The sequence below is a fragment of the Pseudomonas fluorescens group sp. PF-1 genome, assembly GCF_054481335.1.
Genome location: NZ_JBTMNG010000002.1, coordinates 1,470,728 through 1,488,468, shown reverse-complemented (window position 1 = coordinate 1,488,468; position 17,741 = coordinate 1,470,728). Strand labels below are relative to the sequence as shown.

General features: G+C 60.2%; 11 protein-coding genes. 9 read left to right on the top strand and 2 right to left on the bottom strand.

Annotated elements, in window-relative coordinates; all coding sequences use genetic code 11:
* Window positions 1-60: 60 nt before the first annotated feature.
* From ACX3YD_RS21450 to cmoB, 8 genes are all read left to right on the top strand, one after another.
* Window positions 61-1,443, top strand: a complete 1,383-nt coding sequence (locus ACX3YD_RS21450) for a carbohydrate porin (RefSeq protein ID WP_458960936.1) — start codon at window positions 61-63, stop codon at window positions 1,441-1,443.
* 223 nt (window positions 1,444-1,666) lie between these two features.
* Window positions 1,667-4,078: a glucose/quinate/shikimate family membrane-bound PQQ-dependent dehydrogenase gene (locus ACX3YD_RS21445; protein ID WP_458960935.1), complete on the top strand. Its 2,412-nt coding sequence runs from the start codon at window positions 1,667-1,669 to the stop codon at window positions 4,076-4,078.
* Window positions 4,079-4,392: 314 nt separating this feature from the next.
* Window positions 4,393-6,810, top strand: coding sequence for an endopeptidase La (gene lon / locus ACX3YD_RS21440; RefSeq protein WP_458960934.1), 2,418 nt, complete (start codon window positions 4,393-4,395; stop codon window positions 6,808-6,810).
* A gap of 216 nt (window positions 6,811-7,026) precedes the next feature.
* Window positions 7,027-7,419: a protease inhibitor I42 family protein gene (locus ACX3YD_RS21435; protein ID WP_458960933.1), complete on the top strand. Its 393-nt coding sequence runs from the start codon at window positions 7,027-7,029 to the stop codon at window positions 7,417-7,419.
* Window positions 7,420-7,421: 2 nt separating this feature from the next.
* Window positions 7,422-8,069, top strand: a complete 648-nt coding sequence (locus ACX3YD_RS21430; protein WP_458960932.1) for a lysoplasmalogenase — start codon at window positions 7,422-7,424, stop codon at window positions 8,067-8,069.
* 90 nt (window positions 8,070-8,159) lie between these two features.
* A complete protein-coding gene (locus ACX3YD_RS21425) occupies window positions 8,160-8,822 on the top strand; it encodes a hypothetical protein (RefSeq protein WP_458960931.1) in 663 nt (220 codons plus the stop codon).
* Between the two features lie 245 nt (window positions 8,823-9,067).
* A complete protein-coding gene (gene cmoA, locus ACX3YD_RS21420) occupies window positions 9,068-9,847 on the top strand; it encodes a carboxy-S-adenosyl-L-methionine synthase CmoA (protein WP_177318187.1) in 780 nt (259 codons plus the stop codon).
* Entirely contained in the window at window positions 9,844-10,800 is a 957-nt protein-coding gene (gene cmoB / locus ACX3YD_RS21415) for a tRNA 5-methoxyuridine(34)/uridine 5-oxyacetic acid(34) synthase CmoB (RefSeq protein ID WP_458960930.1), read from the top strand. The genes cmoA and cmoB overlap by 4 nt, the downstream gene beginning before the upstream one ends.
* 134 nt (window positions 10,801-10,934) lie before the next feature.
* On the opposite strand, the gene tadA is transcribed toward cmoB, so the two are convergent.
* Both tadA and ACX3YD_RS21405 read right to left on the bottom strand, forming a co-directional pair.
* Window positions 10,935-11,432, bottom strand: coding sequence for a tRNA adenosine(34) deaminase TadA (gene tadA / locus ACX3YD_RS21410; protein ID WP_103405798.1), 498 nt, complete (start codon window positions 11,430-11,432; stop codon window positions 10,935-10,937).
* The gene (locus tag ACX3YD_RS21405) at window positions 11,432-12,808 is read right to left on the bottom strand and encodes a multicopper oxidase family protein (protein WP_458960929.1); all 1,377 of its coding nucleotides are present in this window, start codon (window positions 12,806-12,808) and stop codon (window positions 11,432-11,434) included. Before ACX3YD_RS21405 ends, tadA begins: the two co-directional genes overlap by 1 nt.
* A 189-nt stretch (window positions 12,809-12,997) precedes the next feature.
* Between ACX3YD_RS21405 and ACX3YD_RS21400 the strand changes: the two genes are divergently transcribed.
* Window positions 12,998-17,683, top strand: coding sequence for a membrane-targeted effector domain-containing toxin (locus ACX3YD_RS21400; RefSeq protein WP_458960928.1), 4,686 nt, complete (start codon window positions 12,998-13,000; stop codon window positions 17,681-17,683).
* Window positions 17,684-17,741 lie beyond the last annotated feature (58 nt).

Below are 17,741 nucleotides of genomic sequence, written 5' to 3'. Positions count from 1 at the left end.
ATACGCATCTCGCCTGCCGTTTCCAATCATCCCCAGAAAAAGATCAAGAATTTCCCCTCTATGCCTGATTTACAATCTCCGAAAGACAGCGCTGTCTTTACGCCTGTCGCCTGCCGAAACGCCTTGAACCTGATCGGCGGATTGACCGCGATGAGCTTCGTCACCTGCGCCCAGGCTGCGGCGGCCTTTGATAGCGATTCACCGTGGATGCTCGGCGACTGGAACGGCACGCGCACCGAACTGGCGGAAAAGGGCTACGAATTCAAACTGGATTACACCGGCGAAATGGGCAGCAACCTGCACGGCGGCTACGACCATGACCGCACCGCGCGCTACAGCGACCAGTTCGGCCTCGGTACGCATCTGGATCTGCAGAAGATCCTCGGCTGGAACGACGCCGAATTTCAGCTGACCGTGACCAAACGCAGCGGCAACAACATCAGCAACGACCGGATCAACGATCCGCGTGTCGGCGGCTTCACCTCGGCGCAGGAAGTCTGGGGGCGTGGCCAGACCACGCGCCTGACGCAGATGTGGTATCAGCAGAAATTCCTCGACCAGACACTCGACATCAAGGTCGGCCGCTTTGGCGAAGGCGAAGACTTCAACAGCTTCCCTTGCGACTTCCAGAACCTGGCGTTCTGCGGCTCCCAGGTCGGCAACTGGGCCGGTGGCATCTGGTACAACTGGCCGGTCAGCCAATGGGCGATGCGGGTCAAATATCACCTGACGCCCGAGCTGTACGCACAGGTCGGTGCCTACGAGCAAAACCCGTCGAACCTTGATCGTGACAACGGCTTCAAGCTCAGCGGCAGCGGCACCCAAGGCACGGTCCTGCCGGTGGAACTGGTGTGGGCGCCGAAGCTCAACGGCCTGCCCGGCGAGTACCGCGCCGGTTACTACTACAGCAGCGCCAAGGCCACGGACGTCTATAAGGACAGCAACGGCCAGCCTGCGGCCCTGAGCGGTGAGGCTTACCGCAGCGCGTCGAGCAAGCACGGCGTATGGCTCGGCCTTCAGCAGCAGGTCACCAGCGTCGCCAGCGATCACAGTCGCGGTTTGAGCCTGTTCGCCAACGGCACGATGCACGACAAGAAGACCAACGCCATCGACAACTATGTCCAGGCCGGCCTCGTCTACAAAGGCCTGTTCGATGCCCGCGCCAAGGATGACATCGGCTTTGCCCTGGCCCGCGTCCACGTCAACCCGGCCTACCGCAAAAACGCCGAAGCGACCAATCAGGCCCACGCCGTCTTCGATTACGACGACCCGGCCTTCCTGCCGCCGCAGGACACCGAATACAGCGCCGAACTCTATTACGGCGTGCACGTCACCCACTGGCTGACCGTGCGCCCGAACCTGCAGTACATCCGTCACCCCGGTGGCGTGAACCAGGTCGATGACGCGCTGATTGGCGGGATCAAGGTCCAGTCGTCGTTCTGACCAATGCCACAAAACCTGTAGGAGCGAGCCTGCTCGCGATGGACCCGAAAGCTACGCGGGGTGTCAGGCACCCAACGTCATCGTTCACGTCCATCGCGAGCAGGCTCGCTCCTACAGGTGGTTGCATCAATCAAACCGTTTTTATCTGAACCATGCCCGCGCCGGATCGTCATCTACAGTGAACTGGCGCGGGACAACTTGAAACGTCACGGAGAATCACACTATGAGCACTGAGGGTGCCTTGGGTCGAAGCCGTCTATTGCCGACCTTGCTCGGCATACTGCTTCTGCTAATGGGCCTGGCCATGCTGGCCGGGGGGATCAAGCTGAGCATGCTGGGCGGCTCGCTGTACTACCTGCTGGCCGGTATCGGCATCGCGTTGACCGGCGTTCTGCTGATCGCCGCCCGTCGCGCCGCACTGGGCCTGTACGCGCTGGTGCTGTTCGCCAGCACCGTCTGGGCCTTGTGGGAAGTGGGCCTCGACTGGTGGCAATTGGTGCCGCGCCTGGCGCTGTGGTTCGCCCTGGGTGTGGTGATGCTGTTGCCGTGGTTCCGCCGTCCATTGCTGCGTGACGGCACTGCGCCACTGGGCACCGGCGCATTGAGCGTGGCCGTGGTGCTGGCCGGTGCCACCGCCCTTGCCAGCCAGTTCACCCACCCCGGTGAAGTCCTCGGCGAGTTGGGCCGCGACAGCGCCGACATGACCAGCACCGCGCCAACCATGCCCGAAGGCGACTGGCAGGCCTATGGCCGCAGCGAATTCGGTGATCGCTACTCGCCGCTCAAGCAAATCACCCCCGGCAACGTCGGCAAGTTGCAGGAAGCCTGGCGCATCCGCACCGGCGACCTGCCGACCGCCGATGACCCGGTGGAACTGACCAACGAGAACACCCCGCTCAAAGCCAACGGCATGCTCTACGCCTGCACCGCCCACAGCAAGGTGCTGGCGCTGGACCCGGACACCGGCAAGGAAATCTGGCGCTTCGACCCGCAAATCAAGAGCCCGGTGGGCTTCAAGGGCTTCGCCCACATGACCTGCCGTGGCGTGTCGTACTACGACGAAGCCGCTTACGCCAAGTCTGAAAACGCCGCATCGGCTGTCATCTCCGAGGCCGGTAAAGCCGTTGCCCAGGCTTGCCCGCGTCGCCTGTACCTGCCGACCGCCGATGCGCGCCTGATCGCACTGAATGCCGACACCGGCAAAATCTGCGAAGGCTTCGGCAACAACGGCGTGGTGGACCTGACCCAGGGCATCGGCCCGTTCACACCGGGTGGCTACTACTCCACCTCGCCGGCCGCGATCACCCGTGACCTGGTGATCATGGGCGGCCACGTCACCGACAACGAGTCGACCAACGAGCCGTCCGGCGTGATCCGCGCCTACGACGTGCGCGACGGTCACCTGGTGTGGAACTGGGACAGCAACAACCCGGACGCCACCGAGCCGTTGGCACCGGGCCAGATCTACAGCCGCAACTCGGCGAACATGTGGTCGCTGGCCAGCGTCGACGAAAAACTCGGCATGGTTTACCTGCCGCTGGGCAATCAGACGCCTGACCAGTGGGGCGCGGACCGCACCCCTGGCGCGGAAAAATTCAGCGCCGGCCTGGTCGCTCTGGACCTGGCCACCGGCAAGGTGCGCTGGAACTACCAGTTCACCCACCATGACCTGTGGGACATGGACGTCGGCAGCCAGCCAACCCTGCTGGACATGAAAACCGCTGACGGCATCAAGCCGGCTGTGATCCAACCGACCAAGCAAGGCAGCCTGTACGTCCTCGACCGTCGCGACGGCACGCCGATCATTCCGATCCGTGAAATCCCGGTTCCGCAAGGCGCCGTGAAGGGTGACCACACCGCACCGACCCAGGCCCGTTCGGACCTGAACCTGCTGGCCCCGGAACTGACCGAAAAAGCCATGTGGGGTGCCAGTCCGTTCGACCAGATGCTGTGCCGCATCCAGTTCAAGGAACTGCGTTACGAAGGCCAGTACACCCCGCCATCGGAACAGGGCAGCCTGATCTATCCCGGTAACGTCGGCGTGTTCAACTGGGGCGGCGTGTCGGTCGACCCGGTTCGCCAGATGTTGTTCACCAGCCCGAACTACATGGCCTTCGTCTCGAAAATGGTACCGCGCGCCCAAGTGGCGGCCGGCAGCAAGCGCGAGAGCGAAACCGCAGGCGTGCAACCAAACACGGGCGCCCCGTACGCGGTGATCATGCACCCGTTCATGTCGCCGTTCGGCGTGCCATGCCAGGCGCCGTCCTGGGGTTACGTGGCCGGTATCGACCTGACCACCAGCAAAATCGTGTGGAAACGCAAGAACGGCACCAGCCGCGACAGCTCGCCGCTGCCGATCGGCCTGACCCTTGGCGTGCCAAGCATGGGCGGCTCGATGGTCACTGCCGGCGGTGTCGGCTTCCTTAGCGGCACCCTGGATCAGTACCTGCGCGCCTATGACGTCAACACCGGCAAGGAACTCTGGAAGTCGCGCCTGCCGGCCGGCGGCCAGGCGACACCGATGACCTACACCGGCAAGGACGGCAAACAATACGTGCTGCTCGTGGTCGGCGGTCATGGTTCGCTGGGGACCAAGATGGGTGACTATGTGATTGCGTACAAACTGCCCGAGTAAGTTTTAGCGGCAGTAAAACGAAAGGCGACGCCCTCACAGGCGTCGCCTTTTTTGTGCCCGCAGATTTCAAAACACTGCGCACCCCACTCCTGTAGGAGCGAGCCTGCTCGCGATGGTGTATCAGCTACGTTGGTGTCAACTGACACGCCTTCGCGAGCAGGCTCGCTCCTACAGAGGGACGTGTCGCCGTGAAATCCAGCTAACCTGAATCCCTGCTGAATACACCTTTGAATGACTGGTTAATGCCCAGGCATCATTGAAACCACCGCCAACCTGCCCCATCTAAGACCCATACTCCATTGCGCAGGTGCCCCATGAGCGACCAGCAAGAATTCCCTGAAGACCCAAGCGAATACGCCGACCCCGAAAACACCACCCAACACTCCACCGGCAAAGGCCTCGCCCTGCCTGGCCAGAACCTGCCGGACAAGGTCTACATCATCCCGATCCACAACCGACCGTTCTTCCCGGCCCAGGTGCTGCCGGTCATCGTCAATGAAGAGCCCTGGGCCGAAACCCTGGACCTGGTGAGCAAATCCGAGCACCACTCCCTGGCCCTGTTCTACATGGACACGCCCCAGGAAGACCCGCGTCATTTCGACACTTCGGCCCTGCCGCTCTACGGCACACTGGTCAAGGTGCATCACGCCAGCCGCGAAAACGGCAAGCTGCAGTTCGTCGCCCAGGGCCTGACCCGCGTGCGCCTGAAGACCTGGCTCAAACACCATCGCCCGCCGTACCTGGTGGAAGTCGAATACCCGCACCAGCCCACCGAGCCGACCGACGAGGTCAAGGCCTACGGCATGGCGCTGATCAATGCGATCAAGGAACTGCTGCCGCTCAACCCGCTGTACAGCGAAGAGCTGAAGAATTACCTCAATCGCTTCAGCCCCAACGATCCGTCGCCTTTGACCGATTTCGCCGCCGCCCTGACCTCGGCCACCGGTAGCGAACTGCAGGAAGTGCTTGATTGCGTACCGATGCTCAAGCGCATGGAAAAAGTCCTGCCGATGCTGCGCAAGGAAGTCGAAGTCGCGCGCCTGCAGAAAGAAATTTCCGCCGAAGTTAACCGCAAGATAGGCGAACATCAGCGCGAGTTCTTCCTCAAGGAACAGCTCAAGGTCATCCAGCAGGAACTGGGGCTGACCAAGGACGACCGCAGCGCCGACCTCGAACAGTTCGAACAGCGACTGGTGGGTAAAGTCCTGCCGGTGCAAGTGCAGAAGCGCCTCGAAGAGGAAATGAACAAGCTGTCGATCCTCGAGACCGGCTCGCCGGAGTATGCCGTCACCCGCAACTACATCGACTGGGCGACCTCGGTGCCGTGGGGCGTGTACGGCGAGGACAAGCTCGACCTCAAGTACGCGCGCAAGGTGCTGGACAAGCACCATGCCGGCCTCGATGACATCAAGGACCGCATCCTCGAATTCCTCGCGGTCGGTGCCTATAAAGGCGAGATCAGCGGCTCCATCGTGTTGCTGGTCGGCCCGCCGGGCGTGGGCAAGACCAGCGTCGGCCGATCCATCGCAGAATCCCTCGGCCGGCCGTTCTACCGCTTCAGCCTCGGTGGCATGCGCGACGAAGCCGAGATCAAGGGCCATCGCCGCACGTACATCGGCGCGCAGCCGGGCAAACTGGTGCAGGCGTTGAAAGACGTCGAGGTGATGAACCCGGTGATCATGCTCGACGAGATCGACAAGATGGGCCAGAGCTACCAGGGCGACCCGGCCTCGGCGCTGCTGGAAACCCTCGATCCGGAGCAGAACGTCGAATTCCTCGACCACTACCTCGACTTGCGCATGGACCTGTCGAAGGTGCTGTTCATCTGCACCGCCAACACCCTGGATTCGATCCCCGGGCCGTTGCTCGACCGGATGGAAGTGATTCGCCTGTCGGGCTATATCACCGAAGAAAAAGTCGCCATCGCCAAGCGTCACCTGTGGCCGAAACAACTTGAGAAGGCCGGTGTGTCCAAAGGCAGCCTGAGCATCAGCGACAGCGCGCTCAAGGCATTGATCGACGGTTATGCCCGCGAAGCGGGTGTCCGTCAGCTGGAAAAAAACCTCGGCAAACTGGTGCGCAAAGCGGTGATGAAGCTGCTCGACGACCCGAATGCCGTGATCAAGCTCGGCCCCAAAGACCTTGAAACCTCACTGGGCAAACCGGTGTTCCGCAACGAGCAAGTGCTGTCGGGCATCGGCGTGATCACCGGGCTGGCCTGGACCAGCATGGGCGGCGCCACCCTGCCGATCGAAGCAACGCGCATCCACACCTTGAACCGTGGTTTCAAACTCACCGGGCAACTGGGTGATGTGATGAAGGAATCCGCGGAAATCGCCTACAGCTACGTCAGTTCCAATCTGAAGTCGTTTGGCGGTGATCCGAAGTTCTTCGACGAGGCGTTCGTGCACCTGCACGTACCGGAAGGCGCCACCCCGAAAGACGGCCCGAGCGCCGGCGTGACCATGGCCAGCGCCCTGCTCTCGCTGGCACGTAACCAGCCGCCCAAGAAAGGCGTGGCGATGACCGGCGAACTGACGTTGACCGGGCACGTGCTGCCGATTGGCGGGGTACGTGAAAAAGTCATCGCGGCGCGGCGGCAGAAGATTTTCGAGCTGATTCTGCCGGAGGCCAACCGGGGCAATTTCGAGGAACTGCCGGAGTACCTGAAGGAAGGCATTACCGTGCACTTCGCCAAGCGCTTTGCGGATGTGGCGAAGGTACTTTTCTGATAGTCCTGTAGTGACTGTTTGATTGCTTTCGCGGGCAAGCCCGCTCCCACAGGATTTTGCGGTGAACACAACATGTGTGAGCACCGCTGAACACTGTGGGAGCGGGCTTGCCCGCGAAGGCGTCCTCCCTGCCACCACATCCTTCTGCGACTGTCACACCCTGTCTCATCTCAGTTATGCTCGCCGTTCGTCGTGAACGCCGGAGCCACTGACCTTATGTCCCCCACTCGCCTGTTTGTCCCCCTCGTCCTCGCGCTGCTGGCCGCCTGCGCCACGCAACCGAAGCAGAATGTGACCGTGGAAAAACAAAGCGAATGCCCGGTGAAGCTCACCAGCGGGCAAAACCTGATCCTGACCCTGCCAAGCAACCCGACCACGGGTTACCGCTGGGCCATCCAGGATTCGGCCGGTGGCGTGTTGCGTGCGCTCAGCCCCGAGGTCTATACCAACCCGGAAGATGCCGGTGTGGTCGGCGCGGCCGGGATTTCCACCTGGCGCTTTCAGGCCTTCACCACCGGGACCGGGCGTTTGCGTCTGACTTCGCAACAGCCTTGGGCGCCGGAAGTGCTGCCGGTGGATTCGTTCGACTGCAACATATCGGTTAACTGACCGTGGGCTGGCTGATTCTGGCGCTCATGGGCGCGGTGACGTTCCTCTACGGCCTGAGCGTGCACGCCGCGCTGCTCTGCCTGTTGGTCAAGCCACTGCCCGTCCTGGCGCTGCTCGGCTGGCTGCACGATGCGCCACCGAGCGAGTATCGGCGCTGGATCAGCCTCGGATTGATCTTCTCCCTGCTCGGCGATGTGCTGCTGGCCTGGCCGGGGGACCTGTTCGTATTCGGGCTCGGGGCGTTTCTGGTTGCGCATCTGACTTACCTGAAAGCGTATCTGAGCGATTGTCGGCGCCTGGCCTTGTTGCCATTGATCCTGGCCTCGGGTGTAGGCGCCGTGCTGCTGGGGATTCTGATCGCTCACGGGCTCGGGCCGTTGCTGATCCCGGTGATCGTCTATGGCCTGGCCATCAGCGCGATGCTCTGGCGCGCGCTGGCGCGACTCGGCACCGACGTGCCCAAGCGCTCGGCGCTGCTGGCAGCGGTTGGTGCAGTAGCGTTTGTGTTTTCGGATAGCGTGATTGGCATCAGCCGCTTTGTCGTGCCGTTCAATGCCGCGCCTTATGTGATCATCGTCAGTTATTGGCTGGGGCAATGGGGAATTACGGCGTCAGCGTTTCCTCAAGAGTTCGCTCACCCACGACCCTAACACCGTCTGTCGGAACTAGTATTTCTGACAGTTAAGATCCCCGCACGCCTTCGTTAACTTAATTACTCCATTAAAACGGAGTTAATCAGCATGGAATTTTCATCAAAAAAAACAGATCGAAAAACCATTAACGGCTTCGACGACGTCATTCAAACAAAAGACAAGCCCACTGGTGTTTTTGCACTAACTATAACCTCGCCTAAAAATAATGAGTCCATTGGTGATGAAGATCTCTATTGGGCTGGAACAGGCGGCACGCCTGGAAAAGCGGTATATATCGAAAGATCTGACAGCCCGAATGTATGGCATTGGGCTGGCGATGTTGGCCCATCAGGAAACTGGAGTAAAAAGATAGACGGCTTCCCTCACCCTGCACTCACTATTCGCGCGCGCCATTTTGGGTCAGATGAGATCTCCAATTCAGTAACATACAGCGTTTACGCCTCCCCACCCGTTATATATACGCCAATGAACACAGCTCCTATTTTTGACAGGAACCAGCAGTTCGCAGGCAAAGCACTTGCCAACTCCATTATCGAAATTGAAGCATTCCATCAAAGTACGCCAAACGAAGTCCACTTAGGATCCGGCGTCACGAATCTCGGGGAATGGGGACTTGAATGGAGGGTAGTTACAAACTGGAGTTTAACTAGAGGTGTTTACACTTTGAAGATAAGACAAACATGGGGAGAATTCGGAGAATACATTTCAGATTGGACCACCTCAACTCAACATCCTGCCCACTTTCCATAAAGCACTCACCAGATTATTGCGCTGGTTTTATCTCTCGGCTATGGAGGTAACGGGACATTACAGCGTCGGCGTTCACTCATAAATTGCGCTGCCCCCATCGCGAGCAAGCTCGCTCCCACAGGCACAGCGCCGTCCTTGTGTGAGTGAGCTTGCTCGCGATAGCAATATCACTGAACACACAGACTTTGCAGGCTGCCTGGCGGTTTATCAGACAACCCGCGCATCCCCGCGCCAACTTGGCTAAAATGCCGGCCTTTTCCACCTACGCCGCTGGAACCGCCGTGAGCAAAGAACCCGATCGCCTTTTCGCCCAGCCTTTGGCCCAGGTGCCTGACTTCGCCTTTAACGAGGACGTGGTGCGGGTGTTCCCGGACATGATCAAGCGCTCGGTGCCAGGTTATCCGACCATCGTCGAAAACCTCGGCGTGCTCGCCGCGCAGTTCGCCCAGCCCAACAGCGTACTGTACGACCTGGGCTCGTCGCTGGGTGCCGTGACCCAGGCCCTGCGCCGTCACGTGCGTACCGATGGTTGCCGCGTCATCGCTGTGGATAACTCGGCGGCGATGGTCGAGCGCTGCCGCGAGTACCTCAACGGTCAGGACTCGATGTTCCAGGAGTTGCTGCCGGTCGAAGTGATCGAAGGCGACATCCTCGCCCTCGACTTCCAGCCTGCCTCGGTGGTGGCGCTGAACTTCACCCTGCAATTCATCGCCCCGGAGCAACGTACGGCGTTGCTGTCGCGCATCCGTCAGTCGCTGCTGCCCGGCGGTGCCTTGATCCTCTCGGAAAAACTGCGCTTCAACGACCCGGAAGAGCACGCGCTGCTCACTGATCTGCATGTCGCGTTCAAACGCGCCAACGGCTACAGCGAACTGGAAATCGCCCAGAAGCGTAGTGCCATCGAAAACGTCATGAAGCCCGACAGCCTCGAAGAACACCGCGAACGCCTGCTGGCCGCCGGGTTCTCGAAAGTCGTGCCGTGGTTCCAGTGTCTTAACTTTGCCTCGTTGATTGCCTTGCCATGATTGATCTGTCCCCCCTCGCCCGCCGTCTGGCCGGTACACCACTGGCCGATTGGGCCAACACCCTGCAGGCGCAACTCGACAAGAAAATGGAAAAGGGCCACGGCGACCTGGAGCGCTGGCAAAGCGCGCTCGACGCCCTGCCGAAGATCCAGCCGAGCGAAGTCGATTTGCTCAACGGCTTGAAACTCGACACCGATTGCGACGATGAAACTCGCGCGCAGATGCGTACGGCGTTGATGGGGCTGTCGCCATGGCGCAAAGGGCCGTTCGACCTGTTTGGCGTGCACGTCGACACCGAATGGCGCTCGGACTGGAAATGGTCGCGGGTGGCTCCGCACCTGGACCTCAAGGGCAAACGCATCCTCGATGTCGGCTGCGGCAATGGCTATTACATGTGGCGCATGCTCGGTGCCGGCGCGGACAGCGTGATCGGTGTCGATCCGAACTGGCTGTTCTTCTGCCAGTTCCAGGCCGTGCAGCGTTACCTGTCTGAACCAAATGCCTGGCATCTGCCGTTCCCGTTCGAAGACCTGCCGCCGAACCTGGAAGGCTTCGACACGGTGTTTTCCATGGGCGTGTTCTACCACCGCCGCTCGCCGATCGAGCATTTGCTGGCGCTGAAGGATTGCCTGGTCAAGGGCGGCGAACTGGTGCTGGAAACCCTGGTGGTCGAAGGCGACAAACATCAGGTGCTGGTGCCGGAAGACCGTTATGCGCAGATGCGCAACGTGTGGTTCCTGCCGTCGGTGCCGGCGCTGGAATTGTGGCTGCGCCGTGCCGGTTTCAGCGACGTGAAGTGCGTGGATGTGAGCGTGACCACGGTCGAGGAACAGCGCGGCACCGAGTGGATGAAGTACCAGTCGCTGAGTGACTTCCTGGATCCCGAGGACCACAGCAAGACCATAGAAGGGCTGCCGGCGCCGATGCGGGCGGTGATTGTCGCTCGCAAATAAGCCGATCTTAAAAACGCAGCAAAAACCTGTGGGAGCTGGCTTGCCAGCGATTGCGGTAGATCAGTCGACATCAATGTTTGATGTGCCGACGCCATCGCTGGCAAGCCAGCTCCCACAGGGTTTGATGTTGTCCTTTATTCAGCGGGTTTTGCGCGCCGGGCCTTGAAGAACTCGCTCAACACCGCCCCGCACTCCTCGGCCAACACCCCGCCTTCATACAACACCCGGTGATTCAAGAAGCCTTGGGTGAAGAACTGCCCTTGGCTCTGCACGATCCCCGCTTTGGGCTCCAGCGCGCCATACACCACCCGCGCAATCCGTGAGTGCACGATCAGCCCGGCGCACATGCTGCACGGCTCCAGAGTCACGTACAGCGTGCTGCCCGGCAGGCGATAGTTGCTCACGGCCTGGGCGGCGGCGCGGATCGCGACCATCTCGGCATGGGCGCTCGGGTCATTGCCGCTGATCGGGCAGTTGAAGCCGCGACCGATGATTTCGCCGTCCTGCACCAGCACCGCGCCCACCGGCACTTCGCCGAGAGCGGCGCCCTGGGCAGCCAGGGCCAGGGCTTCACGCATGAAGTCGCGATCACGGCTACGGTCGATGATGGCGGCGGGACGAATCTGACGCATCACGCCACCTCGATGGCGGCCATCAGGCCGGTTTCCATGTGGTCGATCACATGGCAGTGGAACATCCACACGCCCGGGTTATCCGCCACCAGCGCCACTTGTGCGCGCTCGTTCTTGCCCAACAGGTAAGTGTCGGTGAAGTACGGGATGACCTTGTGCCGGTTCGAGGCGATGACTTTGAAGCTCATGCCGTGCAGGTGGATCGGGTGCTGGTATTGAGTCATGTTTTTCAATTCGAAGAGGTAACTCTTGCCCTTCTCGAGCCTGGCAATGGGCCGGTCGGCACAGGTCTTGTCGGTGATGTCCCAGGCTTTGCCGTTGATCTGCCACAGGCTCGGCGGCTTGCCATTATCGACGCTCACCGACACCGAGCCCACCCACTCGAAATTGAAGTTGAGTTTTTCGGCATTGGCCAGGTCCGGTTCGGCCACCGGGTTTGGGGGCAGCGCCGGTGGCCAGTCGGTCGGCGCATCGGTATTGGCCACTGAACGCAATGTACCTAAACGCACCGGGCCGTTGCGCAGGGACAACTCTTCACCGGCCGGCGGCGCCTTGATCGCCAGGCAAATGCGCATGCCGGGACCGAGCCAGTATTCCTTGCCGAGCGGACGCGGCTCGACCGGGTTGCCATCGAGCGCATAGATCTGCGCTTCGACGCCGGGGATATTCAGGCGATAGGTCAGGGTGTTATCGAGGTTGAGCAAGCGCACGCGGGTGATCTGTCCGGCGGGCAATTCGATGACCGGTTGAGAGACCCCGTTGATGGTCGAAAGACGCCCCGCCGTACCGCCACGGGCCGCCTCGCGTGGCACGCTGAACGCGACGAAAGCGCCTTCGTCATCGACGTGCCAGCTCTTGAGGCTCAAGGTTTTTTCGTACTTGAAACCGGTCGGCTCGCGCTCTTCGATGATCAGCGGGCCAACCAGTCCACGACCGAGTTCCTCGCTGCTGCTCACATGGGGGTGATACCAGTAGCTGCCGGCATCAGGCACACGGAATTTGTAGTCGAAATACTCGCCCGGCAGCACCGGCAGTTGCGAGACGTACGGCACGCCGTCCATTTCCAGCGGCAGGCGGATGCCGTGCCAGTGAATGGTGGTGGCAACCGGCAGGTGGTTGATGAAGCGCACCCGCAGCCATTCACCCTGGCGCGCGCGCAACTCGGTGCCCGGCGCCGACGGGCCGAAGGCCCAGGCTTCGGTTTTGTGTCCAGGCACCAGCTCGACGTCCAGCGGCGCGGCGATCAGCTCGTAGTCATGGCCCGCCTCGGCGTCCGCCATTTTGCCCAGCCAGTAACGCGACGCGCCGCCGGCTCCCACGCCAACCACTACAAGACCGGCCAGACCACCGAGTATTTGTCGACGGGTAAAGGACATGGACTCAACTACCTCACGTATCAGCTTCGGGCCCTGGGCCCGCAAAAGGCGAATACGATACACCTGCAATTGCGAAACAGTAAGGGTGACGTGTGGCCGCACACCGGCTGTGGGCATAACTATGTAGTGCACTTGCCTCGAAAAGACCGGCCATCCTCGACATCCCGTTATCTCATGGAAAGAGAGCGCATGAACCCGAACGAAACACAGCCGCTGCCCAATGCCGCCGACAAAGCCGCGCTCAAGGCGATCGCCACCACCGTCATCCAGACGTGCCCGAGCCTGCAAGACACGGCGCACGAAGTCGCCAGCGACTTACTGAAAAAATCCGGCATTACCGACCTCGATCCCGATCAGGTGTACTTCCACCGTTTCGACACAGCCGAAAGCAGTTCCAAAGCTTTCACCGGCTGGGAGCACGTCCCCGCCACACTGACATCCACCCTGACCCTGACGCAGTTGGTGATCCAGCGCTTTCGCGTCGGCGACCAGGACAACGCTGACCTGCTGGACGTCTATTCAGGCTTTTATACCGCTGGCCCGAAAGCCGCGAGGTTCAACGAAACCAACGAAGTACGCCTGCACGGCGACGAGGTGCTGAAGGCGTTCTGGGACATCGATTTCAGCACGCTCTATACCGACAAGTTGACTGCGTTCTGGAAGCAGTCCGGCACCGATTTCCGAACCCTGGCCAAATGCAATTTTCTGATACAGGCCGTAAAAGCCAGGGACAAACGGCAGTTGAGCGACGATGACTTCCAGTTCGTCACAAACGCCGTGATGGGTCCGATCAACTGGCCCGTCGACCTGCAAATGCTGCAGGCTCAACACCCTTGCGCCGACAGTGTTCGGGCTCTGGACGTCGACGGATACGTGGCCACTAATATCCTGCGTTTTGTCGCGCCCAAGGGTCGCCAGATCGTGTACATGCCCGGTGAAACCGTCGCTTTCAAAGTGCTGGAAACCGCGACGGACATGCACTACTGGATGTTGCAGCAGATGAACGAAGAAGGCGCTCGCCAGGGCTTCATGACCCACTTTTCCCTGGCTGATCGTCATGCCATCGAGAAGAACATCACCGATATCATGAACCGGCTGGTCAGTACCTGGGGCAAGTACGACCATCACCTGATCAATCAAAAAAACCAGGTCATCACCGGCGACGCATTCAGCTGGTTGAGCAACTCGACCCAAAACGCAATGTTCGCCGAAGCCGAACTCTCGCTGACGTCCAATGGCGATCTGCGCAAGAAACTGTGGATCGGTTACCTCAGTGCCGGTTTAAAAGTATTTGGCCCCATGGCGGTGGTCGGTTGGCCGATTGCCCTGCCCGTGGTCGGCGCCAGTATTGCCAGCCTGGGCTTGAACATCGATCAGGCAGTCAATGGCAAAACCGCCGGGGATCGCAAGGCCGGCGTTCTTGGCGCCGTGTTCAGCGGTATCGATTTACTGTTCAACCTCCTGATGCTCAAAGGCCCGGGATCGCTGGAGGAAATCGGCCCGGACATTGAAGCCGCCGAAGCCAGGGAAATGGCCGATCTGGTTGAATCATCCACCCCTGCCGAGACCGCCGGATCGAAGGTCAAACCCATTGAAGGAGCATCAGAGGCTGTCACGGGCTCGACTGAGGGCAGGCCAGCGCCAGCGGTACCGGACGCCTTCAGGATTGATGAAGTGCTCAGTGACAATGCCCTGGTGCGTGAGCCAGGCAAATTCGAGGGTACGTATCGGCTCGCCTCGAATCCTTCGTCCGCCATCAAACTCAACGGCAATGCCTATTACGTGCGCTATGAGAACAGCCTCAACGGGCGTGGATACTGGGCGATCATCGACCCGGCCAATCCCGATGCCTTCGGGGATTCGATTCCAGTACGGTTTGTGAATGATTCGGGAGAATGGGAAGTCGTTCCAAAACTGGGCCTCAGAGGCGGGATGCAAGCACCGGCCGTCTCCTCCCCCGCGGTCGAGGAATGGTCACAACGACCAGGCGTTCACGTGCCGGGGCTTGACGACCCTGAAATGAGGGCATGGGCGCTTGGCGGACCCGACGTCCGCAGCCCGTTCAGACGGATCTGGTCAGTGGCAGACATCGACGTCCACAGCGTACTCATGTCCGATGCCGGCGAAGAGGTCGTCACGCTCAGCGAATTCGAGATGGCCCAGGAAGAACCTCGTCGCAACCTGATCAGCGACGCCAAGGCCTGGTACGAGCTTCACCCACCGACGCAGAGCCAACCGGCACTCTCTGCACAAGCGTTTGCCACGCCCGGCGAACTGTTTGAAACGGCCTACGCGAAAAAACCGGGCCTGGTCGTCGGCGAGAGCCGGGGCAGCATCGGCAGCAAACAGTTCCTCATCGAAAACATGCCAACGCTCGCTCAACAGGGTGTGAAGACTCTGTACCTGCAGGAGCTGCTGGCCAACGTCAATCAACTCGAACTGGACACTTTTGCGCGCACCGGTGAAATGCCTGCCGAGCTGGAAAACTACCTGAACAAACTCGACATCAAGGCCGGCAACGACCCCACAGGCAAATTCAATCTGCTGGCGCTGGTCAAAGCCGCCAACGCTCAAAAGATCCGGGTGCAGGCCCTCGACATGTCGACGACCTACAACATCAACAAAGAAGCGATTGACTGGGAATCCGGCTACCAGATGGCCAGGAGTTTTTTTGCCAGCGAGGTCATCCGGTTCAATGAAGCATTAAAAGAGCCGGCCAAATGGATTGCCTTGGTCAATCAGGAAAACATGGCGACATTCAGAGGCTATCGCGGCATCAGCGAACAGACCGACGCCCTGAGCATTCGTATCGGTGAGGTAGCGCCGGGGCAAGCGCAACCCATCAACACCGATCCGGGGTTGGCTGTGGAGCATGCGGACTATCCGGATTCCCCGGTTTTTTACGTATCGGATGGCATGGACTTCGACAGCGTCCATGCACTGATCAAAGGTGACGTGCTCGTGCAGGTGGAAACTCCATGGGCATACAGGTCCCCGCAACAACTGCGAGCGCTGTTGCCTGAACCGGGGATGTTCACCTTTCAGCGCTACCGCAGCAGCGTCCTTGTGGTATATCGCAATGCCAACAACGGGATGGCGGACAGCGTCATCAGATCCACGCCGGGTGGACGGCTGAATCTGGATACCCCGCTTCGCCCAGCCTACGAGTCCATGACCGTGGACAACCTCGAAGAGCTCAAGCAAGCGTTGGTTGCAAAGGGCATGAAGCCTATGGGCTGGCCCGCCGAACCGGCAACTGAACTCGATTCGTCCTTGTCAGAAACCACTCACCCCATCGAGATACCGGATCACTGGCAAGCCAATGAACTGCTTGAGGGGCGGACACCCCTGAGTGATGCCGGAAAATTCCAGGGCATCTACCCACTCGACTCCAACCCCTCCAGCGCGATCTTGCTCGATGACATGGCCTATTACGTGCGTTATGAAGCCGATCCCAACGGAGGCGGCACCTGGGCCATCATCGATCCTGAAAATCCCAACGCATTTTCAGGTTCCCTCCCAGTGCGCCTCAATGCCGAGGGTCAATGGGAGCTGACGCCCAGAGCCGGGCTCAAGGGGGGTGGCAACCGGCATCCGGGAGGGTCTCGCGCTTCGGCCTCCGCGCCTGTTCCGGCTTCGCCCCCTGTTCAAGAACCATCACAGGCCATCCCGCGCCGCCCTGCCACGCAATACGATGCAGCCAACCGATTCCGTATCAGACAAGTGGCGATGGGCGAGAGAGAAACCCATATCAAAATGGTCCGTCAGCCAGACGGAAGCTTTCGCGGAGAAACCACTTACGAGCAATACATCGCGGCCCCGCGCGCCAAGCTGTCGCAAGACGCCCGTCAATTCTTTGCCCGCAGTGAATTCACCGCCTCATTACCTCCTCGTCCTCCGCTTCCTGGCGTGACGCCAGCAACCACTGCCGAAGAATTGATTCCAAAGGTATTTAAAGCGGCACCGGGCCTGGTCATCGGTGAAAGCCAGGACCGCATTGGCAGCATGCGGTTTCTCATTGAGAACATGCCGGCCCTGGCCCAACAGGACGTCAAGACGATCTATTTCCATCGCCTGCTCAACGATTTCAACCAGGTGGAGCTCGATCAATTTTTCGAGAGCGGGGCAATGCCCGATGATCTCAGGGTGTATTTGCAAAAACTGAAAAGCGATCCCACCGGGAGATTCACCCCGCTTGAAGTGGTCAAGGCGGCTCAACAAAATAACATTCGGATTCAGGCAACCGACTGCCTGGCCAGTTACCGTTACCCCGGCTCATCACTCCCCGACATGCATGAGCAAGCCATCAAGACCTACCTTACCCACACCATCATGGAGGCCGACAAAACGATCAACGGAGCAGGAAAATGGGTAGTGCTGACGGACCAGGAAAACGTCAACACCTTTCGCGGAATGTCCGGCATCAGTGAGATGCAGGGCGGTATTGGTTTGCGCATCGAAGAGGTGCTGCCGGAAGAAAGCCTGCTGATTGAAACCGATCGAGGCATCGAGGTGGGCCGCGGTTTTGCAGACCAGCCCGAGTCCACCGGCGGAAATTACGACACCCTGCACGCTGACTTGAGCTTGCAGATGCCACTGCCGTTGCTCGAAAGGACGCCGGAGGAATTGAGCCGGATGTTATTCAGGCAAGGCATGTTCACGTTTCAGAAGTCGAACGGTAGCTGGGCGCTGTTCCATCGCAGCAGAGACGGCCAAGTGGTCCGAACAGCGGTCGAGCGCACGGCTGATGGCAGCTACCTGATCCATCGCCCCGCCTGGACCGAAGTGCATCAAGTGCCTTACGCCAGCATCGACGAGCTGTCCTGGGGTCTTAGCCGTATGGGCATGAACCTCCAGGGGCGCTTGCCGGTGTAACTCATTGGCTGATTCACTGTGGGCTCAACCCCTGAAACGCAAGAAGCCCCCGATCTCA

What these genes read in the sequence shown, in the direction of transcription:
- lon (WP_458960934.1), top strand. Translation starts at nt 4,393, where the DNA reads ATGAGCGACCAGCAAGAATTCCCTGAAGACCCAAGCGAATACGCCGAC.
- ACX3YD_RS21445 (WP_458960935.1), top strand. Translation starts at nt 1,667, where the DNA reads ATGAGCACTGAGGGTGCCTTGGGTCGAAGCCGTCTATTGCCGACCTTG.
- cmoA (WP_177318187.1), top strand. Translation starts at nt 9,068, where the DNA reads ATGCCGGCCTTTTCCACCTACGCCGCTGGAACCGCCGTGAGCAAAGAA.
- ACX3YD_RS21425 (WP_458960931.1), top strand. Translation starts at nt 8,160, where the DNA reads ATGGAATTTTCATCAAAAAAAACAGATCGAAAAACCATTAACGGCTTC.
- ACX3YD_RS21450 (WP_458960936.1), top strand. Translation starts at nt 61, where the DNA reads ATGCCTGATTTACAATCTCCGAAAGACAGCGCTGTCTTTACGCCTGTC.
- ACX3YD_RS21400 (WP_458960928.1), top strand. Translation starts at nt 12,998, where the DNA reads ATGAACCCGAACGAAACACAGCCGCTGCCCAATGCCGCCGACAAAGCC.
- ACX3YD_RS21435 (WP_458960933.1), top strand. Translation starts at nt 7,027, where the DNA reads ATGTCCCCCACTCGCCTGTTTGTCCCCCTCGTCCTCGCGCTGCTGGCC.
- cmoB (WP_458960930.1), top strand. Translation starts at nt 9,844, where the DNA reads ATGATTGATCTGTCCCCCCTCGCCCGCCGTCTGGCCGGTACACCACTG.
- ACX3YD_RS21405 (WP_458960929.1), bottom strand. Translation starts at nt 12,808, where the DNA reads ATGTCCTTTACCCGTCGACAAATACTCGGTGGTCTGGCCGGTCTTGTA.
- tadA (WP_103405798.1), bottom strand. Translation starts at nt 11,432, where the DNA reads ATGCGTCAGATTCGTCCCGCCGCCATCATCGACCGTAGCCGTGATCGC.